At 63.5% G+C, this 26,417-nt stretch carries 19 protein-coding genes; 3 read left to right on the top strand and 16 right to left on the bottom strand.

Features of this window, described 5'->3' with window-relative positions:
* Positions 1-23 precede the first annotated feature (23 nt).
* The 7 genes from BM382_RS21415 to hutC all read right to left on the bottom strand — a co-directional run bounded on the left by BM382_RS21415 (position 24) and on the right by hutC (position 7,819).
* Positions 24-854, bottom strand: a complete 831-nt coding sequence (locus BM382_RS21415) for a quaternary amine ABC transporter ATP-binding protein (protein WP_072443857.1) — start codon at positions 852-854, stop codon at positions 24-26.
* Entirely contained in the window at positions 851-1,702 is an 852-nt protein-coding gene (locus BM382_RS21410) for an ABC transporter permease (protein WP_011058779.1), read from the bottom strand. The genes BM382_RS21415 and BM382_RS21410 overlap by 4 nt, the downstream gene beginning before the upstream one ends.
* 71 nt (positions 1,703-1,773) lie before the next feature.
* Positions 1,774-2,739, bottom strand: a complete 966-nt coding sequence (locus BM382_RS21405) for an ABC transporter substrate-binding protein (RefSeq protein ID WP_015633846.1) — start codon at positions 2,737-2,739, stop codon at positions 1,774-1,776.
* A gap of 75 nt (positions 2,740-2,814) precedes the next feature.
* Positions 2,815-4,284, bottom strand: coding sequence for a purine-cytosine permease family protein (locus tag BM382_RS21400; protein WP_072443855.1), 1,470 nt, complete (start codon positions 4,282-4,284; stop codon positions 2,815-2,817).
* 129 nt (positions 4,285-4,413) lie between these two features.
* Entirely contained in the window at positions 4,414-6,096 is a 1,683-nt protein-coding gene (gene hutU, locus BM382_RS21395; RefSeq protein WP_011058776.1) for a urocanate hydratase, read from the bottom strand.
* A 404-nt stretch (positions 6,097-6,500) separates the two neighbouring features.
* Positions 6,501-7,073: a HutD/Ves family protein gene (locus tag BM382_RS21390; protein WP_011058775.1), complete on the bottom strand. Its 573-nt coding sequence runs from the start codon at positions 7,071-7,073 to the stop codon at positions 6,501-6,503.
* The gene (gene hutC / locus BM382_RS21385) at positions 7,070-7,819 is read right to left on the bottom strand and encodes a histidine utilization repressor (protein WP_011058774.1); all 750 of its coding nucleotides are present in this window, start codon (positions 7,817-7,819) and stop codon (positions 7,070-7,072) included. Before hutC ends, BM382_RS21390 begins: the two co-directional genes overlap by 4 nt.
* Before the next feature lie 107 nt (positions 7,820-7,926).
* Here hutC and BM382_RS21380 point away from each other — a divergent pair, with 107 nt between their 5' ends.
* On the top strand, positions 7,927-9,291 hold the full coding sequence (locus BM382_RS21380; RefSeq protein WP_072443853.1) for a formimidoylglutamate deiminase: 1,365 nt from the start codon (positions 7,927-7,929) through the stop codon (positions 9,289-9,291).
* 81 nt (positions 9,292-9,372) lie between these two features.
* Here the strand turns inward: BM382_RS21380 and BM382_RS21375 are convergent, their stop codons facing one another.
* Both BM382_RS21375 and BM382_RS21370 read right to left on the bottom strand, forming a co-directional pair.
* The gene (locus BM382_RS21375; protein ID WP_011058772.1) at positions 9,373-9,942 is read right to left on the bottom strand and encodes a lipocalin family protein; all 570 of its coding nucleotides are present in this window, start codon (positions 9,940-9,942) and stop codon (positions 9,373-9,375) included.
* Between the two features lie 36 nt (positions 9,943-9,978).
* Positions 9,979-10,233, bottom strand: coding sequence for a hypothetical protein (locus tag BM382_RS21370; protein ID WP_011058771.1), 255 nt, complete (start codon positions 10,231-10,233; stop codon positions 9,979-9,981).
* A gap of 282 nt (positions 10,234-10,515) precedes the next feature.
* Between BM382_RS21370 and BM382_RS21365 the strand changes: the two genes are divergently transcribed.
* Positions 10,516-12,408 (top strand): methyl-accepting chemotaxis protein, encoded by a 1,893-nt coding sequence (locus tag BM382_RS21365; RefSeq protein WP_026022877.1) that lies wholly within the window; start codon positions 10,516-10,518, stop codon positions 12,406-12,408.
* 36 nt (positions 12,409-12,444) lie between these two features.
* Here the strand turns inward: BM382_RS21365 and BM382_RS21360 are convergent, their stop codons facing one another.
* The 5 genes from BM382_RS21360 to BM382_RS21340 all read right to left on the bottom strand — a co-directional run bounded on the left by BM382_RS21360 (position 12,445) and on the right by BM382_RS21340 (position 21,912).
* Positions 12,445-13,047: a DUF924 family protein gene (locus BM382_RS21360; RefSeq protein ID WP_011058769.1), complete on the bottom strand. Its 603-nt coding sequence runs from the start codon at positions 13,045-13,047 to the stop codon at positions 12,445-12,447.
* A gap of 3 nt (positions 13,048-13,050) precedes the next feature.
* Positions 13,051-14,061, bottom strand: coding sequence for a class 1 fructose-bisphosphatase (locus BM382_RS21355; protein WP_011058768.1), 1,011 nt, complete (start codon positions 14,059-14,061; stop codon positions 13,051-13,053).
* Positions 14,062-14,247: 186 nt separating this feature from the next.
* Entirely contained in the window at positions 14,248-15,627 is a 1,380-nt protein-coding gene (locus BM382_RS21350) for a DUF3999 domain-containing protein (protein ID WP_072443841.1), read from the bottom strand.
* Positions 15,624-19,256, bottom strand: a complete 3,633-nt coding sequence (locus BM382_RS21345) for a DUF2339 domain-containing protein (protein ID WP_072443839.1) — start codon at positions 19,254-19,256, stop codon at positions 15,624-15,626. Before BM382_RS21345 ends, BM382_RS21350 begins: the two co-directional genes overlap by 4 nt.
* 205 nt (positions 19,257-19,461) lie before the next feature.
* Positions 19,462-21,912, bottom strand: coding sequence for a glycogen/starch/alpha-glucan phosphorylase (locus tag BM382_RS21340; protein WP_041115300.1), 2,451 nt, complete (start codon positions 21,910-21,912; stop codon positions 19,462-19,464).
* A gap of 269 nt (positions 21,913-22,181) precedes the next feature.
* On the opposite strand from BM382_RS21340, the gene BM382_RS21335 reads away from it, so the two are divergent.
* Positions 22,182-22,622: a YkgJ family cysteine cluster protein gene (locus BM382_RS21335; RefSeq protein ID WP_026020056.1), complete on the top strand. Its 441-nt coding sequence runs from the start codon at positions 22,182-22,184 to the stop codon at positions 22,620-22,622.
* A gap of 269 nt (positions 22,623-22,891) precedes the next feature.
* Here the strand turns inward: BM382_RS21335 and typA are convergent, their stop codons facing one another.
* Positions 22,892-24,712 (bottom strand): translational GTPase TypA, encoded by a 1,821-nt coding sequence (gene typA, locus BM382_RS21330; protein ID WP_019093868.1) that lies wholly within the window; start codon positions 24,710-24,712, stop codon positions 22,892-22,894.
* 139 nt (positions 24,713-24,851) lie between these two features.
* Positions 24,852-26,306 carry a tRNA uracil 4-sulfurtransferase ThiI gene (gene thiI / locus BM382_RS21325; RefSeq protein ID WP_011058762.1) on the bottom strand — a complete coding sequence of 485 codons (1,455 nt, stop codon included), beginning with the start codon at positions 26,304-26,306 and terminating at the stop codon, positions 24,852-24,854.
* Between the last annotated feature and the right edge of the window lie 111 nt (positions 26,307-26,417).

Genomic DNA, 26,417 nt, shown 5'->3' with positions numbered 1-26,417 from the left:
CCCGGGACTTGTGGGCTGTTGAACTACACCGTCGCGGCACGACGCTGGACGAAACGGTCGACGTACTCATCCGCCGGTGAATGCAGGATCTCCCTGGGCGTGCCCACCTGGATCAGGCGGCCGTCCTTGAGGATCGCGATGCGGTTGCCGATGCGCACGGCCTCGTCCAGGTCATGGGTGATGAAGACGATGGTCTTGTGCAGCGTCTTCTGCAGCTCCAGCAACTGGTCCTGCATTTCTGCGCGGATCAGCGGGTCGAGGGCGCTGAAGGCCTCGTCCATGAGAATGATGTCGGTGTCCGCCGCCAGGGCCCGGGCCAGGCCGACCCGCTGGCGCATGCCGCCGGACAGCTGGTGCGGGTACTTGTTCTCGTAGCCCTTGAGGCCCACGGTGTTGATCCAGTGCAAGGCACGCTCGGCACACAGTGCCTTGCTCTCGCCGCGCACCTTGAGGCCGTAGGCAACATTGTCCTGCACGTTGCGGTGGGGCAGCAGGCCGAAGCTCTGGAACACCATGCTGATCTTGTGCCGGCGAAACTGGCGCAGGGCCTCCATGTCGTATTGCAGGATGTCCTCGCCGTCCACCAGGATCGCGCCGCTGGTGGGGTCGATCAGGCGGTTGAAGTGGCGCACCAGGGTCGACTTGCCAGAGCCGGACAGGCCCATGATGACGAAGATCTCGCCGGTGCCGATGCTCAGGGACAGGTCGTTGACCCCGACCACACAGCCGGTCTCGGCCAGCACCTGGTCCTTGCCCTTGCCTTGGTGGATCATCGCCAGGGCATCGGCAGGGCGACTGCCGAAAATCTTGAAGACGTTCCTCACTTCGATCTTGCTGATGGCAGCGCTGCTCATTTGCTCACCTCATGGCGCGGACGACCGTAGGCCTGGGTAATGCGGTCGATCACCACCGCCAGAATCACGATCGCCAGCCCCGCTTCCAGGCCGCGCCCGACGTTGAGGGTCTGGATCCCCACCAGCACATCCTCGCCCAGGCCACGGGCACCGATCATCGAGGCGATCACCACCATCGACAGGGCCATCATCGTGGTCTGGTTGATCCCGGCCATGATGCTCGGCAGGGCCAGGGGCAGTTGCACACCGAACAGCTGCTGCCAGCGATTGGCGCCGAAGGCGTTGATCGCCTCCATCACCTCGCCGTCCACCTGGCGGATCCCCAGGTCGGTGAGGCGGATCAAGGGCGGCGCGGCGTAGATCACCGTAGCGAAGATCGCCGGCACCTTGCCCAGGCCGAACAGCATCAGCACCGGGATCAGGTACACGAAGCTGGGCATGGTCTGCATGATGTCCAAGAGCGGCATCAGCACTGAGCGCAGGCGGTTGCTGCGGGCCGAGAGGATCCCCAGGGGGATGCCGATCAGCACCGAGATCAGGGTCGCCACCAGCATCAGCGCCAGGGTCTGCATCAGCTTGTCCCACAGCCCCACCGCGCCCACCAGGAACAGCAGGCCGACGATCACCGCGGTGGTCAGCAGCTTGCGGGTGGCGTGCCAGGCGATACCGCCGACAATCGCCAGCATCAGCCACCAGGGCGCCATGCGCAGCAGGCCTTCGAGGTTGACGATGGCCCACAGCAGGGTGTCGGAAATGTGCCGGAACACATCGCCATAATGGGTCACCAGGGCGTCGACCCAGCCGTTGACCCAATCGGCGATGGAAAACGTGAAGCTTTCTGGAAACATAGGAAACTCTCGCTCAAAGGAGGTTGCTGTCCGGTTCCCGACGGCCCTTGGAGCCGCCGGAAAAGCCCGGGCTACAGGGCCGCGTCGATTTTCCCGGCGGCCTCTTCACTGACCCATGGGTGCCAGACTTCAGGATGTTCCTTGAGAAAGAGTTTCGCCAGTTTCGGCGACTCGATGCGCTCACGGCTCATGCGCGCCAGATTCTGGTTGAGCAGGTCGATCGGCAGGTTGACCTTTTCCAGTACCGCCACCAGCTCCGGGGCCTCGTCGTGGAAGACTCTGGACAAGCCGACCTTGATGCTCACGCTCTTGTCGACGCCAGGTTTCTCATCGAGCTTGACCAGGTCCACCTGGCCCATCAGCGGGGTCGGCGACCAGTAGTAGAAGAGGATCGGCTCGCCGCGCTTGTAGCTCGACAGTACCGCCGCATCCAGGGCCGGGCCGGTGCCCGGGCGGAAGTTGGTGTAGCTGCTTTCCAGGCCGTAGCTCTTGAGCATCTCGCTGTTGTCCAGCTCGCAGGTCCAGCCCGCCGGGCAGTTGTAGAAACGCCCCTTGCTCGGTTCTTCCGGGTCCTTGAACACGCTGGCGTACTTGCCCAGGTCGGCAATGTTCTTCAGGTCCGGGGCCTTGGCTTCGAGCTTGCGCTTGGCGTCGCCTTCGATCACGTAGCGCGGGACGTACCAGCCTTCGACAGCACCCACCACCGGCGCGCCGACGCCCACCACCTTGCCGGCCTTCTCGGCCTTGTTCCACACCTCGCTGCGGCCCACCCACTCTTCGGCGAAGATCTGGATGTCATTGCTGCCCAGGGCGTTTTCCATGGTGATGGAGTTGCCCGGCAGGCTGTCGGTCTTGCAGCCGTAGCCCTTCTCCAGGACCAGTTGCAGCACGTCGGTCAGCAACATGCCGCTTTCCCAGTTCAGGCCGGCGAACTTCACCGCCTTGCCCGACTCGCACCAGCCCGCGGCCTGGGCGCCGGAAGCGACCAGCAGGCCCATGGACAGCAACGTGGTCAGCAGGGTCTTATGCATTTTCATTGTGTGACGCTCCTAATCATGAGTTGGCTTACGGCAGTTAAGAGGCATCCAGCCCTGTCCACGTCCAATCAAGACTCATACCGCTGCAGCGCGGGTGGTCCCACTCGTTTTTTGTTCGGTGGGCGCGCCCTGCTCTACTGGCAGGATCAGGTGCTCGGGCACCGCGCCATGCCACTTCTTCGCACAGGCGTAGTACAACGCCGCGGGCACCACCAGGCCGATGATCCAGGAGATGTCGGTATCTCCGAGGCTCGCCACCAGGGGGCCGGTGTAGAAGTGGGTGGAAATGAACGGCATCTGAATCAGCACGCCGAACACATAGATACTGATGCCCATGACATTCCAGCGACCGTAGCGACCGTCCGGATTGGACAGCGCGGGGATGTCATAGCGCTCCTTGGTAATGCAGTAGAAATCCACCAGGTTGATCGCACTCCAGGGCGTGAAGAACGCCAGCAGGAACAGGATGAAGGCGGAGAAGTCCTTGAGGAACGAATCCTTGCCCAACAGTGCCAGGGTGGCGGCAAGCGAGACCATGATGAAGATGTAGAACAGGCGGACACCGCTGCCGATATGCCGGCTGCCGCGAAAGCCGCTGATGATCGTGGCGATCGACATGAAGCTGCCGTAGGCATTCAGCGTGGTCACCGTGACCTTGCCGAAGGCCACGGCGAAATACAGCAGGCCGGCGACGACACCGGTACCGCCGAGGCTGACGATGAACGACACCTCGTGGTGGGCGAACTGGGACCCGGCCAGGGCCGCCGCGAAGACCCCGAAGACCATCGCGGCCTGGGCCCCGATCACCGAACCCAGGCCTACGGCCCAGAAGGTTTTCGCCGCCGAGGTGCTGCGCGGCAGGTAGCGCGAGTAGTCCGCCACATAAGGGCCGAAGGCGATCTGCCAGGAGGCCGACAGCGATACCGCCAGCAGGAAGCTGGCCAGGGAAAAATGCTTGTTGCCGAGCAGGGCCGCGATGTCGTTGCCTGCCAGCAGCTTGTAGAACAGGTAGATGAAGGCCACCACGCCAAGCACGCTGGCGATCCGCCCGATGCCGTGGATGACCCGGTAGCCGAAAATGGTGAAGACCATGATCGAGCCGGCGAACAGCAGGATGCCGGCCCAGTCTTCGACGTGCAGCAGTTGCGCCACCGCCTGCCCCGCCAGCAGCGAACCGCTGGCGGAAAAGCCGACGTACATCAGGCACACCAGCACCAGGGGAATCACCGCACCGTACACGCCGAACTGCACGCGGCTGGAGATCATCTGCGGCAGCCCCAGTTGCGGGCCCTGGGCGGCATGCAGGGCCATGACCCCGCCCCCCAGCAACTGACCGACCAGCAAGCCGATCAGCGACCAGAACACATCACCGCCCAGGACCACTGCCAGGGCGCCGGTGACAATGGCGGTGATCTGCAGGTTGGCGCCCAACCACAGGGTGAATTGACTCAAGAGACGACCGTGTCTTTCCGCTTCCGGGATGTAGTCGATCGAACGCCTTTCGATCAACGGTTTGTTGCTTGCACGATCATTCGCTAAAGCCATGGACGTCGAACCTCTAGTGGGCACTGCAGACGATTTCCCCTGTAGGAGCGAGCGGGCTCGCGAGGCGGTGTGCCTGATGCACCGCGGTGCATGCTTGGCCAGCAAGCTGGCTCCTACAGAGAGCGGTGGTTACTTGCCGGTGATCATCGGCAGATTCAGGCCCTGTTCCTTGGCGCAATCGATGGCGATCTGGTAGCCGGCATCGGCGTGACGCATCACCCCGGTGGCCGGGTCGTTGTGCAGCACCCGGGCAATACGCTCGGCCGCTTCATCGGTGCCGTCGCAGACGATCACCATCCCCGAATGCTGGGAGAAGCCCATGCCGACGCCGCCGCCGTGGTGCAGGGAAACCCAGGTCGCGCCACTGGCGGTGTTCAACAGGGCATTGAGCAGCGGCCAGTCGGATACGGCATCGGAACCGTCCTGCATCGATTCGGTTTCACGGTTCGGGCTGGCCACGGAACCGGAGTCCAGGTGGTCGCGACCGATGACGATCGGTGCCGACAGCTCGCCGCTGCGGACCATTTCGTTGAAGGCCAGGCCGAGCTTGGCACGCAGGCCCAGGCCAACCCAGCAGATCCGTGCCGGCAAGCCCTGGAAGCTGATGCGCTCGCGCGCCATGTCCAGCCAGTTGTGCAGGTGGGCGTCGTCGGGGATCAGTTCCTTGACCTTGGCGTCGGTCTTGTAGATGTCCTGCGGATCGCCGGACAGCGCCGCCCAGCGGAACGGGCCGATGCCACGGCAGAACAGCGGACGGATATAGGCCGGGACGAAGCCGGGGAAGTCGAAAGCGTTTTCCACGCCCTCTTCCTGGGCCATCTGGCGGATGTTGTTGCCGTAGTCGAAGGTCGGAACCCCCATTTTCTGGAAGTCCAGCATGGCTTGGACGTGCACGGCCATGGACTGCTTGGCCGCCTTGATCACCGCCGCCGGCTCGGTCTGGGCGCGGTCACGGTACTGCTCCCAGGTCCAGCCCTTGGGCAGGTAGCCGTTCAGCGGGTCGTGGGCGCTGGTCTGGTCGGTGACCATGTCCGGGCGCACGCCGCGGCGTACCAGTTCCGGCAGGATCTCGGCAGCGTTGCCGCACAGGGCAATGGAGATGGCACGGCCTTCGGCGGTGTATTTCTTGATCCGCGCCAGGGCGTCGTCCAGGTCGGTGGCCTGCTCGTCGACGTAGCGGGTCTTGAGGCGGAAGTCGATGCTGGTCTGCTGGCACTCGATGTTCAGCGAGCAGGCCCCGGCCAGGGTCGCGGCCAGTGGCTGGGCGCCGCCCATGCCGCCCAGACCGGCAGTCAGTACCCAACGGCCCTTGAGGTTGGAATCGTAATGCTGGCGGCCGGCTTCGACGAAGGTTTCATAGGTGCCCTGGACGATGCCCTGGCTGCCGATGTAGATCCAGCTGCCGGCGGTCATCTGGCCGTACATGGCCAGGCCCTTGGCATCCAGTTCGTTGAAGTGTTCCCAGCTGGCCCAGTGCGGCACCAGGTTGGAGTTGGCGATCAGTACCCGCGGGGCATTGCTGTGGGTCTTGAACACGCCCACCGGCTTGCCGGACTGCACCAGCAGGGTTTCGTCGTCATTCAGATGGGTCAGGGCCTCGACGATCTTGTCGTAGCACTCCCAGTTGCGCGCCGCGCGGCCGATGCCGCCGTACACCACCAGTTCCTTGGGGTTCTCGGCAACTTCCGGGTCGAGGTTGTTCATCAGCATGCGCAGCGGCGCTTCGGTCAGCCAGCTCTTGGCGGTCAGCTTGTTGCCGCGTGCAGCACGGATTTCGACGTTACGGTATTTAGTTGGCTTGCTGTCGGTCACGGAAAAACTCCTCGGCGATGAGTCCAAGGTGCGAAGAGGATTCCATCGACTCTTACGCACACATATTTACTTGTACATACAAGCATATGCAATCAAGCGGCCAACTCCCTTGAGATCATTCTCATAAACCTGACGAACACATCGCAGGCCTTGTAGAACGGGGCTTTCAACCAAAGATAAATTTTCAGCGAAGGTTTTTTGCCACGCGCGCGGCTGTTACCAGGATGGGCTTTTGCGCCGAGCTGGGGCGTTCGGTAACAAATGAGTGCGCGCAAGAAACAGCAGGCGCGCCGGCGCAGGCACGCAGGACCCCGCACGAAGCCGAGGGCAACCAAGCACGAATAAAGAAAGGAGGTTTGCAGCATCCGCAGGCCGTATCCCGACCTGCGGCAAGACGCGATGAATCAGCGGGCGGTGAGTTCGATCACGCAGCACAGCCCGTCCAGGGCGACTTCCAGCAGCCCGCGATTGCCTTCCAGGCGCAGGCAGTCATAACGCCCCAGTGCTTGCACCGGTGCGCTACCGGTATCCACCCAGGCTTGCTCGGCAGCACTGAACAACAACAAGGTGTGCGCCTGGGTGAAAAACCGCTGCTGGCCATCGAGCCACTGCAAACGGGCGACGTAGCGCTGTGGGCAATAGATCAGGTTGAAGTCGCGGATCGCCCCCTCCAGCAATGTGCAATCGACCTGGCTGGCGCCGCTGAAGGCAAAGGCGTCCAGAGGCAACAGCGGCCGCACATCCTCGCCATCGATGGTCAGTTGCATGCCCGCGCCCTGGAGCACGGTGATGACCCGCTGGTAACCGGCAAAACTGGAAAACCCGCCGGACTCGGCGATATCGGCAATCGACAGGCGCCAGCCGAAACCGTCCAGGCCGTCACCGGTATCCCGGGCAATCTCTTCGGTGCTGCCTCCACCGTTTTTCCAGGGCATGCGTGGGTAGTCGGCGGCACGCAGATGGGTGAGCTGGATCATTTGTGAAAGCGCCCTTCCAGACGATGACGGGAACCGGGGTGGATCAGCCGCGCGGCGGTCACCGGCTGGCGCCCGGACCAGGTGCGACGGCGAATCAGCAGGCAAGGCTCGCCCCGCTCGATCTGCAGCAGCCGGCATTCTTCGGCTTCGGCGAGAATCGCCTCCACCACATGCTCGCCCTCGGTCAGGGGCGCGACCTGGGACAGATAGGCGTAGGGAGTCTGCAGGGTGAAGTCCTGCTTGAGGTACTCCGGCGCCACCAGGGCGTTGACGAAACGGTCCTCGATCTGCACCGGGATGTCGTTCTCGAAATGCACGATCAGCGAGTGGAAGACCTTCTGCCCTTCACGCATGTCCAGGGCCAGGGCACGCTCGGAACCGGCGGCCTCCTCGCCCAGGGTGATCACCTGGCAAGTGTGGCGATGACCGCGGGACGCGATCTCGTCGGCAATGTTGTGCACTTCGAACAGGGCGGACTGGCTCTTGGGTTCGGCGACGAACGTGCCCACGCCCTGCATCCGCACCAGCATGCCTTCGGCCGTCATCTCGCGCAGCGCGCGGTTGATGGTCATGCGGCTGAAACCCAGCTGATTGACCAGCTCGCTTTCCGAGGGAACACGGTAGTGCGGCGGCCAGTTTCCGCTCTCGATCTGCTGGGTGATCATCTGTTTGACGCGGGCGTACAAGGGCGCCGGACTATCGCCCAAGTGGGCAGCCAGCGGCGATTTGGCAGGCGGAGTCGGCACAGGAAATCCTTGTTGATCGATAAAGGTGGCTAGCTTGCCGGAGTTTACCGGGCAGGCAAACGTCTGTATATGTATATACAAATAACAAACGATAGGGTGCTTGAACCATGTCCGCCTTTTTCGCCGAACGTGCACTGCTGCCTGATGGCTGGGCCAACCATGTACGCCTTGAAGTCAGCGCTAACGGCCAACTGACACAGATCCAGGCCAACGCCAGCGCAGACGGCGCGGAACGGCTCAAGGGCCCGCTGCTGCCGGGCATGCCCAACCTGCACTCCCATGCATTCCAGCGGGCCATGGCCGGGCTGGCGGAAGTGGCCGGCAACCCCAATGACAGCTTCTGGACCTGGCGCGACCTGATGTACCGCCTGGTGGGCAAGATCAATCCCGAGCAGTTGGAAGTCATCGCCCGGCAGCTGTATATCGAAATGCTCAAGGCCGGCTACACCTCGGTAGCTGAATTCCACTACGTGCATCACGACAGCGACGGCAAGCCCTACGCCGACCCCACCGAACTGTCCCGACGCATCAGCCAGGCCGCCGCCGGCAGCGGTATCGGCCTGACCCTGCTGCCAGTGCTCTACAGCCACGCAGGCTTTGGTGGCCAGGCACCGAATGACGGCCAGCGCCGCTTCATCAACAGCACGGAAAACTACCTCAAGCTGCAACAGCACTTGCAGCCGCTGCTGGCGCAGCAGGCCAACCAGCAACTGGGCCTGTGCTTTCACTCGTTGCGAGCGGTCACGCCACAGCAGATCAGCGAAGTGCTGGCTGCCAGTGATCGCCATTGCCCGGTGCATATCCACATCGCCGAGCAGCAGAAGGAAGTCGACGACTGCCTGAGCTGGAGCGGCCGGCGTCCATTGCAGTGGCTGTATGAAAACGTCGCGGTGGATCAGCGCTGGTGCCTGGTCCACGCCACCCACGCCAACCCCGAGGAAGTCAGCCTCATGGCCAGCAGCCGGGCCATCGCCGGCCTGTGCCTGACCACCGAGGCCAACCTGGGCGACGGTATTTTCCCGGCGGTGGACTTCCTGGCCCAGGGCGGGCGCCTGGGCATCGGCTCCGACAGCCATGTGTCCTTGAGCGTGGTGGAAGAACTGCGCTGGCTGGAGTACGGCCAGCGCCTGCGGGACCAGCGCCGCAACCGCCTGTACCGCGCCGACCAGCCCATGGTCGGCCGGACCCTGTACGACGCCGCGCTGGATGGCGGGGCCCAGGCCCTGGGACAAGGCATTGGCGCCCTGGCCGTGGGTACCCGCGCCGACTGGCTGGTGCTGGATGGCAACGACCCCTACCTGGCCACCGCCGACGGCGACGGGATTCTCAACCGCTGGCTGTTCGCCGGCGGCGACCGTCAGGTGCGCGATGTGATGGTGGGTGGGCAGTGGGTCGTGCGCGACGGGCGTCACGCCGCCGAAGAAGACAGCAGCCGGGCCTTCACCCAGGTCCTGCGTGACCTGCTCAACTAACCCCGACCTGTAGGAGCCGGCTGGCCGGCGAAAGCATTCTCACGAGCGCCTTCGCCGGCCAGCCGGCTCCTGCGGATGAGCTTATTTCGAGGTCTTGGCCATGGCCGAGTCCGACACCCGCCAGATCAGCCGCGTGGTGTCATACCCCTGCTGGCGAGCCTTGCTCAGCAGTTCCTCGCGCACCGTTTCGTTGACCTCCTTGGTCCGCGACAGCAGCCACAGGTAACGGCGGTTCGGGTTGCCGACAATCGCGGTCTTGTAGTCATCACTGACGTACAACACCCAGTAGTCGCCCTTGGTAGCGCCCGGCAGCAGCCGCGAGAACCAGTTATCGAACTCCACCCACAGCTTGTCGGTCTTGCCCGGCACTTGAGGCGTGGCCGTACCACGGGCCTCTTCCCATTTCCATTCCGGCGTCAGGCAGCGATTGAGCACCGCCACGTTGCCCTCCGGCAGCAGGGTATAGCGAGCCTCGGATTGCGCACAGTTGCGCTGGAAGTACATGGGCAACCGCGCCAGCTCGTACCAGGTGCCCTGATAACGCTTGAGATCGACGTGGTTGACGGTCTTGGGCGCCAGCGAATCGTCCCGGGACGTGGCGCAGCCGGCCAAGAGCAGGCCGACAAGAAGAGTGACAGCAAAACGCATCATTATTTTTCTCCCGTGGGCCCGAAGCCCCGGTTTTTTTTACTTCAGGCCTTGCCCGGAAAACATCAGAACCTTGTCACCGGCGTACTGCACGCTGATAAAGCTGTTCTTGTCACCCCAGGTGCAGCTGGACATGCCCAGCGCGCCCGAACAGTCAGTCGGCTTGCCCAGGAGTTGTTCGACCTCGGCCTTGGGCATACCCGCCGACAGCTTGGAATAGTTTTCCTGATTGACCTTGCTGCACGCGGCCAGCAGCACGCAGAACGACAACAGAGCGAGAGAACGCAGGGACATGGTGAACTCCTGAACAAAAGGGGGAAGGCCTGTCAGCCAACCAGAAGCTTAGAAGAGAAAACCCCCTTCTGGTTCCCCGGGGAGACGGGTATTTCTTGCCTGGCAAACCGGGCAATTGCCTCGTAAATCAAGGACCTTTTTGCCGCACCTGACAGTTCGTCGGCTTTGTGCATCTGCCCCTCATTTTCAGTGGTGGCCAGTCGACATAAGATGCAGCGCAAAGCCCTCCACTGTGGCAAATTGACGCCCCTCGTTGACCAGCCCCTCGCGGTAGTTCATTTAATGACCAGAAATATGAAGTTCAGCCACAAGATCCTGCTCGCCGCCGCCCTTGTGGTTGCCGTTGCGTTCGCCTGTTTTATTCTGTTCAACGACTATCGACAGCGAGAGGCCCTGCGCAGCAGCACCGAAGCCTCGATGCAGGAACTGGGCAGCCTGACCACCAGCAACATCCAGACCTGGCTGGAGAGCCGCATCCAGCTCCTGCAATCCCTGGCCCAGCAGATCGCCGTGGACGGCAGCGGCGCCGATAGCCTGAAACGCAGCGTCGGCCTGCCCGCCTACACCGGCAACTTCCAGCTCAGCTACTTCGGGGGCCAGGACGGCGTGATGTTCTCGGTACCGGCCGGCAACCGCGCCGCCGATTACGACCCCCGTGCCCGCGGCTGGTACAAGGCAGCCACCGGCGCCCAGCGGACCATCGTCACCGAACCCTACATCGCCGCCTCGTCGGGCAAGCTGGTGATCACCGTCGCCACCCCGGTACAGCACCAGAACCAGATGATCGGCGTGGCCGGTGCCGACATCGACCTGTCGAGCGTCAGCGCCATCATCAACTCACTGAACTTCGGCGGCCACGGCCATGCCTTCATCGTCAGTGCCGAGGGCAAGATCCTCATCCACCCTGACAGCAAGCTGGTGCTCAAGAACCTGAGCGAGGCCTACCCCAACGCAGCGCCGAACGTCAGCCCGGGCCTGAAAGAAGTACAGCAGGGCGGCAAGACCCAGTTCATTTCCTTCACCCACGTCAATGGCGTGCCCTCGGCCGACTGGTACGTGGCCCTGGTCCTGGACCAGGACACCGCCTTCGCCATGCTCAGCGAGTTCCGCACCTCGGCCATCATCGCCATGGCCATTGCCGTGGTGATCATCATCAGCCTGCTGGGCATGCTGATCCGCATGCTGATGCAGCCCCTGCACCTGATGGGCCGGGCCATGCACGATATCGCCGAAGGTGAAGGCGACCTGACCAAACGCCTGGTGATCCACGGCCACGACGAATTCGGCACCCTGGGAGTGTCGTTCAACCGTTTCGTCGAACGCATCCACAGCTCGATCCGCGAAGTGTCCTCGGCCACCGGCCAGGTCAACGAAGTGGCCCTGCGGGTCGTGGCTGCCTCCAATTCGTCGATGTTCAACTCCGACCAGCAGGCCTCGCGCACCAGCAGCGTGGCCGCAGCCATCAACCAGCTGGGCGCCGCCGCCCAGGAAATCGCCCAGAACGCAGCCCTGGCCTCGCAGCACTCCAGCGACGCCCGCAGCCTGGCGGAAGACGGCCAGCAGGTAGTGGACAAGACCATCGCCGCGATGCACCAGCTGTCGGCCAAGATCAGCAGTTCCTGCGACAACATCGAAACCCTCAACAGCAGCACGGTGAACATCGGGCAGATTCTGGAAGTGATCACCAGCATCTCCCAGCAGACCAACCTGCTGGCCCTCAACGCCGCCATCGAAGCCGCCCGCGCCGGTGAAGCCGGGCGCGGCTTCGCAGTGGTAGCGGACGAGGTGCGCAACCTCGCCCACCGCACCCAGGATTCGGCGCAGCAAGTGCAGAAGATGATCGAGGAACTGCAGGTAGGCGCCCGTGAAGCGGTGGGCACCATGACCGAAAGCCAGCGCGAGAGCGAGAACAGCGTGGGCATTGCCAACCAGGCCGGCGAGCGCCTGGGCAGCGTGACCCAGCGCATCGGCGAGATCGACGGCATGAACCAGTCGGTGGCCACCGCCACCGAGGAGCAGACTGCCGTGGTGGAGTCGATCAACGTCGACATCACCGAGATCAACACCCTCAACCAGGAAGGCGTGGAAAACCTCCAGGCCACCTTGCGCGCCTGCGCCGACCTGGAGCAGCAGGCCAAGCGCCTGCAGCATCTGGTGGGCAGTTTCCGTATTTAAAGGAACAGCTTCGCCGGCTTGCCGGCGAAAGCGCTCTTAAAAACGCGAACCGGGCTCGCGCAGGAAAGCCAGTTCCTCGGCCGTGGATTCGCGGCCCAGGATGGCATTGCGATGGGGGAAGCGCCCAAAGCGGGCAATGACTTTCTGGTGCCGTTCGGCGTAGTCCAGGTTGTCGGCAAACACTGCACGCTCGTCCGCTGGCTGTTCATCGTGCAGGGCGGTAAAGCGTGAAACGCTCTCGTTCTGCACCGCCAGGTTTTCGCAGTGCTCGAACACCAGGTAGATGAAGCAGCGCTGCATGGCCGGCAGGCGCCGGTCAAAATCCGCGGCGATACCCTGGGCCACCAGTGCCTGGGCACGCAGGTCACCGGCAAATGCCTTGGGAGTGTCGCGATAGATCATCCGTGGCAGTTGGTCGAGCAACAGCACCATGGCCAGCCAACCTTGGGGGCTTTGCGCCCATTCGGTCAAACCGCCAGCCAGGGCCTGCTCCACCAGGCCGGCGAAACGCTGACGCGCTTCGAGGTCCTGGCTGTCGCGCTTGCCGAACCACAACCGGCCCTTGGCAGCGACAATCTCCGCCGGCTTTTCGGCTGAACCGAACCACCAATCAAGCAGAGGCTGCCAGGGCGCGCTCATGATTTATTCCTTGTGGTAGCCGGTCACGCGGGCCACTTCTTCCTTCGAGCCGAGGAACACCGCCACACGCTGGTGCAGGCCTTCAGGCTGAATGTCGAGAATGCGCTTGTGACCATCGGTGGACGCGCCGCCGGCCTGTTCCACCAGGAACGACATCGGGTTGGCTTCGTACATCAGGCGCAGCTTGCCCGGTTTTTCCGGCTCGCGGCTGTCACGTGGGTACATGAACAGGCCGCCACGGGTCAGGATACGGTGCACGTCAGCCACCATCGCCGCGACCCAGCGCATGTTGTAGTTCTTTTTCAGCGGGCCGGTGTCGCCCGCCAGCAGTTCTTCCACGTAGCGCTTGACCGGGGCTTCCCAGTGACGCTCGTTGGACATGTTGATGGCGAATTCCTGGGTGGATTCCGGAATCTTGATGTCTTCGTGGGTCAGGACGAAGCTGCCCATTTCGCGGTCCAGGGTGAAGCCTTTGACGCCGTCGCCCAGGGTCAGCACCAGCATGGTCTGCGGGCCGTAGATGGCGTAACCGGCGGCGACCTGCTGGGTGCCCGGCTGCAGGAAGGCCTTTTCATTCAGGGCTTCGTTCTGGCTCAGGTACTCGTTCGGGCAGCGCAGTACCGAGAAAATGGTGCCGACCGGTGCGTTGATATCGATGTTCGAGGAGCCGTCCAGCGGGTCGAATACCAGCAGGTAGGCGCCTTTGGGGTACTTGCCCGGGATCTGGTAGGCATTGTCCATTTCCTCGGACGCCATGCCGGCCAGGTGGCCGCCCCATTCGTTGGCTTCAAGCAGGATCTCGTTGGAGATCACGTCGAGCTTCTTCTGCACTTCGCCCTGCACGTTTTCCGTGCCCATGCTGCCCAGGACACCGCCCAGGGCGCCCTTGGAAACGGCGTGGCTGATCTCCTTGCAAGCACGCGCCACCACTTCGATCAGGAAGCGCAGATCGGCAGGAGTGTTGTTGCTGCGGGTCTGCTCAATCAAATAGCGACTCAGGGTAACGCGGGACATGGAAGGCTCCGGAGGAATGGGGGGCTAAAAACCCGCGCAGTTTAACGCGAGTCGAGGCGCATTTCCTCCTCTCAGACAGGGAACCGCCAGTTAGAGTTCAGGCGCCGGTTTCAGCGTAGTCAAAAACCCCAGGCACGATGGACCTTGGTGGCGAGGGAGCTTGGTCCCTCGCCACACCTGCCCGCCTCAGGCCGCGGGTTTGCGCAACATGCTGAAGGCCATGCCGGCCAGGGCCAGCACCCCGAGAAGCAATACGGCCCACAGGCCGATCTTCTTCCAGTCCGGCCCGCCTGCCGCCACGGCAGCGGCAGCGGCAGGAGCGACAGTGGCCGAGGCCAGCTGCGCCGCACCCTCGACCTTGGCCTGGCCCAACTGCTTGAGGCGTTGCGCACTGTAGTCGGGGATCAGGGTCGCCAGCGGCAGGTTGGCCGCGCTCGCGGTGGGGTTGCCCAGGGCCAGGGTGTAAGGGCCGGCTCCCCGAGCCAGGAACACCAGTTGGGTGCCACGCACGGCGAACTCCAGGCTCGGGGCCTCGGCGCCCAGGCCGCCACCACGTTCATCCACCACCAGCCTGAGTTGCTGCACGGTCTGCCCCGGCAGTTGCAGTTCGTTCTGCTGCACGTCCTGGCCATTCTGGGTCAGGCGGTACAGCAGGCCATTGCCCAGTGGCTGCCACGGCAGGCTGCTTTCTCGGCGCCCATAAAGCGTGGCCGGAGCCAGGCTGTTGGCCTGGGTCAGGGCAATGCGCACCCGTTCCAGGTTCAAACCCATGGGCAGCTGCCAGGTGTACTCGCCGGCCTTGGCACTGCTGCCCTTCAGGGGCTGCGACCACACCAGCGGCGATGGCAGGCTGCTGGTGGTACTGCTTTGCAATTGCGCCGAAGTCAGCACCGGCGCCGTTTGCGGGGTGTTCCACAAGAGGCGCAGGTAGCGCGCCGTCTGCCCGGGCAAGGCCACTTCATGCTGTTCGACCCGCTCGTCGGCGAACGACAGGCGCGCCACCTGGCCTTCGCCCCAGGGCTGCCAGTGTTGCAGGTCGTCGCTGGCTTCGATGCTGAACCGCTGGAAGCCATCGCGTTCGCTGGTCCAGTCCAGCACCAGTTGCTGCAACGGTGCCTTGATTGCGCTGGCATCCAGCAACCAGCCACGCAGGACCTCCTCGCCGGCCTCCAGTTGAGTGGAGGGCTGAACCTCCACCAGCGTGCCATTGGTGGTGGATTGCACCCGCACGCTGGGGGTGCTGTCGGCGGCATCTGCCGAGCTGTACAACGGGAACCACTTCACATCGCTGAGCGTGTGCTGCTCGGTGGTCTGCGCCTGCTGGCGCGCCAGGGCATAGGCCTGGGGCTCACCGGCAGCGTTGAACACACGGATATCCCGCAGGTCGGTCTGGCTGGCGTGCAGTTGCACCGCCAACGGCAGTTCCAGGCGATACCAGGGCCCCTCGCCGCTCAGGCTCAGGGGTGCCAGGGACTTGAAGTCCCCCGGTTTGTCCTGGGCCACGGCGGACAACGCCACACACAGGCCCACAGCCCCCAACCAGCCCAGGCTCAGCTTCACACTCACGATGACACTCCTTCATTCAACGGTTTGCCGGGCTCGGCTTGCGCCTCGGCGCGCTTGGGCGGCAATGGGGCGAAATAGCCCACCACCAGCAGCAATACTCCCACCCCGATGAACGAGACGATCCGCGCCAGCCCGCCACGGTTGCTCAACTCCACCAGGAACAGCTTGGCCACCACCACGGCAATCAGCACTGCGCCGATCAGCCAGACTTCACGGCGATGACGCAGGTGGCCGCCGATCATCAGGCTCAGGGCAATCAGGGTCCAGACGATGGACAGCCCGGCCTGGACCATCATCGATTCCAGCAACGCATCCGCCTGGAACGGCACGCCGCTCCAATGGTGGGCCGCCCGCATCACCAGCACGGTGAAGAAGGCGAACAGCGACAGCCCCGCCACCAGTTGCGTGGCACGCTCGGCGTAGTCGGCACGGATCGCCAGTTCCCGCACCGCGCTGCGCGACCAGACATAGACGCCGAACAGCGCGAACAGCAGCCCCAGTTCCAGCGGGTTGAGCAGCGGCAGGTAAGGCAGTGGTTCGGCCCGGCCATCGCTGAAGATATTCGCCAGCCAGAACCAGCCGAGCATCAGCACCGCCAGGGGCAGCGCGGCATACAGGCGGTACTCGCGGGAGTGGGCAGAAACCGGCCACGGCCAGGCGCGCGGCGCGGCCATCGCCACCAGGTACAGGCTCGGCAGGATCGCCCAGCCCAGCCAGCGCCAGGCGTTGTACTGCTCGGACAACAGCAGCAGGCCATAACGCAGCTCCAGCGCCAGCACGCCGATCAGCAACCAGCAGCCCAGCACATGGGCGATGCTCGCCACCCGTGCCGGCAGCTGCGACGCCAGGCGCCGCTGGCTGAAGAAGTGCACGGCGAACAACAGGGTCCAGGCCAGCCAGCCGAAATCCGCCGCCGGGTGATAGCGCGGAGCCCAGGAAGCCAGGAGCACCAGACCCGCGGCTGGTATCAACAGGCTGCACAACAGGCCCAGGGACGACCATTTCAAACGTACCGCCAGCAGCGCCCAGAGCAACACGCTAGCCGCGCTGATCAGCAACAGCAGGCTGGCCTGCCAATGGGCCGGGGCGAAGCGCAGCACTTCCTTGAGCCAGGTAAAGGCCCACCAGCAGGCGCCCCAGGCCAGCAACAGATCGGACAGATGGCCCAGGCTCAAGGTATCGAAGGCCGAACCATGGTTGCCCCGCTGCAGGCGCCAGGCGCCCACCAGGGCCGCCAGGGCCAGGACCATCGGCGTCCAGAAATCGCCATTGGCCAGAGGCCGCGCAGCGTCCGCCGCCACGAAATACCAACCCGAACCGGCCAGCAGGAAAGTGCTGCCGCCAATCACCTGGAGCACCAGGCCGAAGACAAAGCTGGCCCGCTGCTGCAGATACAGGCTGAGCCAGATGATCAGCAGGCCACTGGCGGCCCAGACGCCACTGGCCGTGCTCCAGGGCAGGACGAACAGCACCGCCAGGTTGATCATCATCAGGCCGGCCAGCAGTACCAGGGACAAGCCCCGCAGCAGCCGCGGATCGCTGCGCACCATGTCATTGCGGGCTGCCATGAGCATGCCGCCGATCAGCGCCAGGCCAATCAGCGAAGCGCTCATCAGCCCGCTCCAGCCGGCGTTGAACACCGCACCGGCATCGCCGTCCGCACCTTGCAGGCGCATCAGGAACAGCGCACCGCCCAACAGCTGCACGGCGAAGGCGGTGAACAGGAACGTCCGCGATTGCAGGCGCAGGCCGACAAACAGCGTCGCCAACCCGGCCACCGCCCAGCTGATGGCGGTGCCCTGGGTGAACAGGAACAACGGCGCCAGCAGGTACAGGAAAGCCAGCCCGGCCACCGCCAGGATCGGCGCAATGCCCTGCTCCCAGCTCGCTACCTGGGTCTTCCGCGCCCGCCGCAACTGGTCGAAGCTGAACAGCAGCGCGACGCCCAGCAGCAACGCCCCCAGCGGCGCGCCGTCCAGCAGGCTGGTAGCGCCAGGCTGCAGCTTACTGAGGAAGGCCAGGGCCGACCCCAGTTGCAGCAGCAGGGCGAACGCCCGGGCCAGCGGCCGTTGCTGGCGCAGGCCGAGCCAGAAGATTCCCGCCCCTTCCACGGCCCAGGCGGCGCAGGTCCAGCGCGCATCCAGGCCTAGAGGGATCGCCAGGCTGGCGAAGATCACGCCCAGGGCCAGGCAGGTTTCACCCAGCAACAGGGCGCGGCCGCCCATCAGTAGCCGGGCCAGGACCATGTAGGTCAGGCCCAGGGCCAGGGCACTGAAGGAAGCGGCGAACTCCAGGTGCTGGACCAGCGCCAGTTGCAGGCCGAAGCCCACCAGGGGCGGGCCGAAGAGCATGCTGCCGTCGACGTAGTCAGCCTTGCGCGCAGACCAGTGCAGCAGCGCCTGGCGGCTGTCATCCGCCGGTGCGTCGGGCATTTCCAGCAGCTTGCGCCGGGTGAACAGCAGGCCGATGGCCAGGTACATGACAAAGAACAGGATCAGGAAGGGCTCGGTGCTCCACAGCAGCTCCGGCGTGTAGGAGCGCAGGCCCCAGGCAAAGCCGATACCGAAGGTGCCGACAAAGCCGATCAGGTTCAGCAGGCGCCAGGCCTTGAACCAGGCAATGGCCAGGATGCCGGCATTGAGCAGGGCGAAGTAACTGAACAGTGCCACATGGCTGCCGGCGCCGGTGGACGTCAGGATCGGTGCGGCAAAGCCGCCCAGGGCTGCAGCGGCCGCCAGACTGAGGGCGTCCTGGGTAATGGCCAGGATCGCCGAAAACACCGTGACCGCCACCAACAGGCCAAGGGCCGCGGAAGGGTCGAGCAACGGATGCAGGCGCATCGCCGCGAACACCGTCAGGTACAGCACGGCGATACCGGTGCCCTGGAGCATCAGGGCGTAGTTGCTGTTGCGCCGCCGCAACCACCAGCCCAGGCCCAACAGGCCCAGGGAGCAGGCCGCAACCCCGGCGTAGCGCAGCTCCAGCGGCACCACCATGCCTTCGGTGGCGTAGCGCAGAAGGAAAGCCAGGCCAAGGAACAACAGCACCACGCCGACCCGCAGCACAGTGTTGCCGCCAAACAGCCAGTTGCGCGCGCCGCTCAGGGCGCGCTCGATCAGGTTGGGTTCCCGAGGCGCAGCTACGGACTCACGGGCCGGCGCCTGGGGCTGGGGTTGCCACACCGACTCCGGCACCGGCTGGCTGGCCTCCACGGAGGCGGCAGGGCTCGCTGCCGCGGGCAACTCCCAGACCAGCTCGGGGGCAGCCGGCGCCGGCTCCACGGGCTGGACTTCCTCAAGAATGAATTCGGGAAGGTCTGCAAGTTCCGGCGCGGCGCTCATGCCGCTGCCTGCCTCGGCCAGCGGGGCGCTGGCCTGGGGTTCTGAGGCGGGCTCGGCAGCGGGGCCGCCGGTACTTTCCAGCAGGGCAAGGCGCTGGCCCAGGGTAGCGAGGGCCTTCTTTGCCTTCTCCAGCTCACGATGCTGGTCGACAACTTGTCGATGCAAGGCGTCGGAACGAATCGCCAGGCCGATGGCCAAGCCCGAGACCGCGCCAATCAGGGCGTCGCTGAAGGACTCGTCAAGGAGCCAGCCCAGTCCCCCTCCCAGCAGCATGAATATCCATTGCATGTGTCGATATCCCTAAGCAGTCCATTGACGGACGGGTGCAACCGTATGGGTGCCCGCGCCGGTAAACCGGTAAAGGCCCCTCCCCGCTTGGAAGCCGGACACCAGACAAAAGACACCGCCGGGGAGGCAAAACGCTGCCCAGTATATCGGCAAGGCCCAACAAACGCTGGGCCTTGTACACACTTCTAGAATTTTCTCAGGGGCCTCATTCCAGGGCCTTCCAGATCTCCGTAGCGTATTCACGGATGGTCCGGTCCGAAGAGAACCAGCCCATGCGCGCAGTGTTGAGCACCGCCGAACGCCACCATTCCTTGGAGTCGTGCCAGCGCTCCTCGACCCGAGCCTGGGCGTTCCAGTAAGCGTCGAAATCGGCGCAGACCAGGAACCGGTCGTAATCGATCAGCGAATCGATCAGCGCGGTATAGCGCGACGGATCGTCCGGGGAGAACACCCCGCCGCGAATCGCCTGCAGCACGTCGTTCAGCCGATGGGAGGCGGCGATGTCCGGCACCGCGCTGAACTCGCCATTGCGTTTGCGCGCCTCCACCTGCTGGGCACTGAGGCCGAAGATGAACATGTGCTCCGCGCCGACCTGCTCGCACATCTCGACGTTGGCGCCGTCCAGGGTGCCGATGGTCAACGCGCCATTGAGGCCGAACTTCATGTTGCTGGTGCCCGAGGCCTCGAACCCGGCGGTGGAGATCTGCTCCGACAGGTCGGCGGCAGGAATGATGCTTTCCGCCAGGCTGACGTTGTAGTTGGGCAGGAACACCACCTTGAGCAAACCGCGCACCGTGGGGTCATTGTTCACCGTACGGGCGATGTCGTTGGTCAGCTTGATGATCAGCTTGGCCTGGTGATAGCTGGCGGCAGCCTTGCCGGCGAAGATCTTCACCCGGGGTACCCAGTCGGTTTCCGGCTCGGCGCGGATCGCCTGGTACAACGCCACGGTGTGCAACAGGTTGAGCAACTGGCGCTTGTATTCGTGGATGCGCTTGACCTGCACATCGAACATTGCCGCCGGGTTGATCGCGATTCCCAGGCGCTCATGGATGATCGCCGCGAGGGCGCGCTTGCTGTGCAGGCGCTGCTCGGCGAACTGTTTGCGAAAGGCCGGTTTCTCGGCAAAGGGTTCGAGCCCCCTGAGCAGTTCCTCGGGGCTGTCCAGCAGCTCGGGGCCCAGGGCCTCCACCAGCATTTCAGTGAGTTGCGGGTTGGCCTGGTACAGCCAGCGGCGGAAGGTGATGCCGTTGGTCTTGTTGTTGATGCGCTCGGGGTACAGCTTGTGCAGCTCGGAGAACACCGTGCTGCGCATCAGCTGGGTGTGCAGCCCGGACACGCCGTTGACGCTGTGGGAGCCGAGAAACGCCAGGTTGCCCATGCGCACCCGGCGGCCGTTGTCTTCCTCGATCAGCGACACCGCCCGCAGCACGTCGAAATCGTGCAGGCCCTTGGCCCGCAGCGAGTCGATGTGCTGGGCGTTGATCAGGTAGATGATCTGCATGTGCCGCGGCAGCATGCGCTCCATCAGGCCCACCGGCCAGGTTTCCAGGGCCTCGGGCAGCAAGGTGTGGTTGGTGTAGGAGAGGGTTTCCACGGTGATCTGCCACGCCGCGTCCCAGGCGATGCCGTGCAGGTCGACCAGTTGGCGCATCAGCTCGGCCACGGCGATCGACGGGTGGGTGTCATTGAGCTGGATCGCCGCGTGCTCGCCGAGGCTGAGCACCGAGTCGTGCATGTTCTTGTGGCGGCGCAGCAGGTCCTGCAGCGACGCCGAGACGAAGAAATATTCCTGGCGCAGGCGCAGCTCCTGGCCGGCCTCGGTGCTGTCGGCCGGGTACAGCACCCGGGAAATGCTCTCGGCCCGGGCCACTTCGGCTACCGCGCCCAGGTGGTCACCGGCATTGAAGCGCTCCAGGTGCAGGTCTTCCATGGCCCGTGCCCGCCACAGGCGCAAGGTGTTGACGCTGGCCCCGCGCCAGCCCACCACCGGGGTGTCGTAGGCCACCGCGCGCACCGTTTCCGCCGGCCACCAGACCTGCCGGGTGTTGCCCGCCTCGTCGGTCACGGTGTCGACACTGCCACCAAAGCCGATGGAGTAGATCACCTCGGGGCGCTCGAACTCCCAGGGGTTGCCGAAATCCAGCCAGTGCTCGGTCTGCTCCTGCTGCCAGCCATCGACGATGGCCTGGCGGAACAGCCCGTGTTCGTAGCGGATGCCGTAGCCGTGGCCGGCGATGCCCAGGGTCGACATGCTTTCCATGAAGCATGCCGCCAGGCGCCCCAGGCCACCGTTGCCCAAGGCCGCATCGGGCTCCAGCAGGCGGATGCGCTCCAGGTCCACCCCCAGGTCGGTGAGGGCCTCGCGGGCCACCTCCAACAGCCCGAGGTTGCTCAGGCTGTCGAACAGCAGGCGGCCGATAAGGAACTCCAGGGACAGGTAGTACACCCGCTTCTGGCCCTTGCGGTAGATCTGCCGCGTGTGATCCATCCAGTGGTCGACCATGTGGTCCCGCGCGGCCAGGGCAATGGCTTCGAACCAGTCGTGGTCGAAGGCGTGATCCGGGTCTTTGCCTACCGCGTAGGTGAGTTTGGTCAAGACGGCTTCGCGAAAAGCGGCCACCTCAGCGTCGCGAACAAGGGGTTCCTGAGTCATCGATACGACCTCTGACGAGATACACAGTGAGCATGGAATTGTCTGAGCCTAGTCGGTCTGACACGAGGCGAAGGCTCTGGTTCGGCGCTATTTCAAATGGCTCGGCTAAACAGGGAGTCTTCTGCGCCAGCGGGAGAAAAGGATGCAGTTGCCGTGCCGCCAGGTATTGTTCGGCGCCACATGAAGAAAAATCCGACCTAAAGTCGTTCAAAAATCCACCAGTCCCGGTATGATCGCGCGCCCTGGAACACCTGCCGGAAATGACCTTGATGAAGTCCAACCTGATCGCCGCCGCGGAAATCGATCGTCTCGATACCTGGGCCAAGTACACCGCCCCCATGTGCGGCTCCTGCATGTCCAGCTGCTGCACACTGCCGGTGGAAGTGAAGATCAAGGACCTGATCCGCATCGGCATCGTCGATGAATTCGAACGCGGCGAGCCGGCGAAGAACATCGCCAAGCGCCTGCAGAAGGAAGGCATCGTCGAGCGCTACAACCAGAAGTCGGAAATCTTCACCCTGCAGCGCATGAGCAACAACGACTGCCTGTATCTGGATCGTAAAAGCCGCCTGTGCACCATTTATGACAAGCGCCCGGACACCTGCCGCAACCATCCGAAGATCGGCCCGCGCCCCGGTTACTGCGCCTACAAGCCCAAGCCTCAGGTGCGCCCGACCAATACCAGCAGCCGGACCCTGGAACGCTTCTGAGCCCCGGCCTGCGCCTGCAACCCCGTTCCCCATGTAACCCTGCCGCCCTGTAGCCGCTGCCGAGCCTTGGCGAGGCTGCGAACGGCTGCAAAGCCGCCGCAGTACGGGCCACTGCAGAGTTTCAGATACACCGTTTTACGACCGCTACGCGGTCGATCGCAGCCTCGCAGGCTAGGCAGCGGCTACAGGACCCGAGCTTTTTCACAGATCAAAAAAAACGCCCCCGGCCGCAAGGCCGGGGGCGTTTTCATTCAGCCGGAACTAAAGACTCAGTTCTTGGCTTTCTTGGCAGCGCGAGTACGCTCGCCTTCGTCCAGGATCTTCTTGCGAAGACGGATGGACTTAGGCGTCACTTCACACAGCTCGTCGTCCTGGATGAATTCCAGAGCCTGTTCCAGGGTGAAACGGACCGGTGGAACCAGGGCGATGGTTTCGTCCTTGCCCGAAGCACGCATGTTGTCGAGCTTCTTGCCTTTGGTTGGGTTCACACCCAGGTCGTTGTCACGGCTGTTCAGACCAACGATCTGACCGTTGTAGATTTCCTGGCCGTGCTCGACGAACAGCTTGCCGCGCGCCTGCAGGGTTTCCAGGGAGTAGGTCAGGGCCTTGCCGGTTTCTACCGATACCAGTACGCCGTTCTGACGGCCGGACATGTGGCCGGACTTCATCGGAGCGTAGCGATCGAAGATCGAGGTCAGGATGCCTGCACCGTTGGTCAGGGTCAGGAACTGGTTACGGAAACCGATCAGACCACGGGCTGGAATGTTGTATTCCAGGCGTACACGGCCCTTGCCATCCGGAACCATGTTGCTCAGGTCGCCCTTACGCAGGCCCATTTCTTCCATGACCTTGCCCTGGGAATCTTCAGGGATGTCGATGGTGACGTTTTCGAACGGTTCCTGCTTCACGCCGTCAACTTCACGGATGATCACTTCAGGACGGCCAACGCCCATTTCGAAACCTTCGCGACGCATGGTTTCGATCAGTACCGACAGGTGCAGCTCACCACGGCCGGAAACCTTGAACTTGTCGGCCGAGTCGCCTTCTTCGACACGCAGAGCAACGTTGTACAGCAGCTCCTTGTCCAGACGCTCCTTGATGTTACGGGAGGTCACGAACTTGCCTTCTTTACCGCAGAATGGCGAGTCGTTGACCTGGAAGGTCATGGAAACGGTTGGCTCGTCGACGGTCAGCGGCTTCATCGCTTCAACAGCGGTCGGGTCGCACAGGGTGTCGGAGATGAACAGCTCGTCGAAACCGCTGATGCAGACGATGTCGCCGGCAGCGGCTTCTTCAACGTCTACGCGGTGCAGACCGTGGTGGCCCATCAGCTTGAGGATACGACCGTTGCGGCGCTTGCCGTCGACGTCGATGGCCACTACCGGGGTGTTGGGCTTGACGCGACCGCGAGCGATACGGCCAACGCCGATCACACCCAGGAAGCTGTTGTAGTCCAGAGCGGAGATCTGCATCTGGAACGGACCGTCACGGTCAACGCTTGGCGCTGGCACGTTGTCGACGATCGACTGGTACAGCGGGGTCATGTCTTCGGCCATTTCGGTGTGGTCCAGACCGGCGATGCCGTTCAGGGCCGAGGCGTAGACGACTTTGAAGTCCAGCTGTTCTTCGGTGGCGCCCAGGTTGTCGAACAGGTCGAAGATCTGGTCCAGAACCCAGTCAGGACGCGCGCCCGGACGGTCGACCTTGTTGATCACCACGATTGGACGCAGGCCGGCTTCGAAAGCCTTCTTGGTCACGAAACGGGTTTGCGGCATAGGGCCGTCTTGAGCGTCGACCAGCAGCAGCACGGAGTCGACCATGGACATTACGCGCTCAACTTCGCCGCCGAAGTCGGCGTGGCCCGGGGTGTCCACGATGTTGATGTGGTAGCCGTTCCAGTTGATGGCGGTGTTTTTCGCCAGGATGGTAATGCCGCGCTCTTTTTCCTGGTCGTTGGAGTCCATCACGCGCTCGTCGTTGAGCTCGTTGCGTTCCAGGGTGCCGGATTGACGCAGGAGTTTGTCTACCAGGGTGGTCTTACCATGGTCAACGTGGGCAATGATGGCGATGTTGCGTAGATTTTCGATCACTTGTGTATCTCGATCAGAGGATTCGGTGTGCTGACAAATGCTGGCAGCGATTAACAATAGATTCAGGCCTGGCCGTTACAGCTGGACGGCGGCGTCGGGGGGCCGGTGACGCAAGCCACAGGCGAACATCCCCGGGCACTTAGCTCGGTCTATAAACGCGCACATTGGCATGTCCCTCACTGAGCAGATGGTGAGCATGCAGGCGACTCATGACGCCTTTGTCGCAATACAGCAGGTACTGGCGCGTAGGGTCCAGTTCCTTGAAGCGGGCGTTCAATGCATAGAACGGCAGCGCTTTTACTTCGATGCCTGCGAGCTCCAGCGGCTGGTCTTCCTCGGCATCCGGATGACGGATGTCGATGACGATCTGACCGGCCAGCGCCTCACTGACTTCTTCAATCTGTACATCCTGGCCCAACTCGTCGATCACCCGATCGATCGGCACCAGTTTGGCCCGCTCGATCGCACGCTCGAGCACCGCCATATCGAATTCTTTCTCTTCATGCTCGACGCGATGGCGCTTGGCATGGGTCTTGGGGTTCACCGAAATGACCCCGCAGTACTCCGGCATGTGCTTGGCGAAGTCGGCCGTGCCGATCTCCACGGCCAGGTCGATGATGTCCTGCTTGTGGCTGGCGATCAGGGGGCGCAGTACCAGTTTCTCGGTCACGCAGTCGATCACCGACAGGTTCGGCAGGGTCTGGCTGGACACCTGGGAAATCGCCTCGCCGGTCACCAGCGCATCGATGTGCAGGCGGTCGGCGATGCTCGACGCGGCACGCAACATCATACGCTTCAAAATGACGCCCATATGACTGTTGTCGACTTTGCCGAGGATTTCCCCGAGCACTTCCTCGAACGGCACGCTGACGAACAGCACGCGCTGGGAGCTGCCGTACTTCTTCCATATATAGTGCGCGACTTCCATCACGCCCAGTTCATGGGCACGCCCGCCCAGGTTGAAGAAGCAGAAATGCCCCATCAGGCCGCGGCGCATGATCTGGTAGGCCGCGACGGTGGAATCGAAACCGCCGGACATCAGCACCAGGGTCTGTTCCAGGGCGCCCAGCGGGTAGCCGCCGATGCCGTTGTGCTGGCTGTGGATCACAAACAACCGTTGGTCGCGAATTTCCATCCGCACTTCGATTTCAGGCTCTTTCAGGGAAATTCCGGCGGCGCCGCACTGCCGACGCAGTTGGCTGCCGACGTATTTTTCCACGTCCATGGAGCTGAATTCATGCTTGCCGGCACGCTTGCAGCGCACGGCAAAAACCTTCCCCGGGAGGGCTTCGCCAAAGTGCTGCTTGCACTTGGCGACGATGTCGTCGAAGTCGCCCAGAGGGTACTCGTCGACCTGCAGGAAATGCGCGATGCCGGGCATGCAGCTCAGGCGCTCGGTCATGTCCTTCAGGGCCTTGGGCTCGCTGACGGCGGTTTCCAGCTCGAGGTTGTCCCACACACCATTGACCACCACGGCCGGGTCCAGGTCGCGGAGCACGGCACGGATGTTCTTCGCCAACTGACGGATGAAACGCGTCCGAACCGGGCGGCTCTTGATGGTGATTTCCGGGAAAACTTTAACGATTAGTTTCATGAAAACAGCGCGCGCTGGGCCAGCCGAAAAAGGGGGGCGCGGATTATAGCGGAAATTGCTCAAGGTTTAACCAGTTTATGTGCAGAAGGTTTTCGATGCACCAAAACGGGT

The organism is Pseudomonas sp. NFPP25, from assembly GCF_900116505.1.
In the GTDB taxonomy this organism is placed as follows: domain Bacteria; phylum Pseudomonadota; class Gammaproteobacteria; order Pseudomonadales; family Pseudomonadaceae; genus Aquipseudomonas; species Aquipseudomonas protegens.
This window is presented reverse-complemented; position numbering and strand designations above follow the sequence as displayed.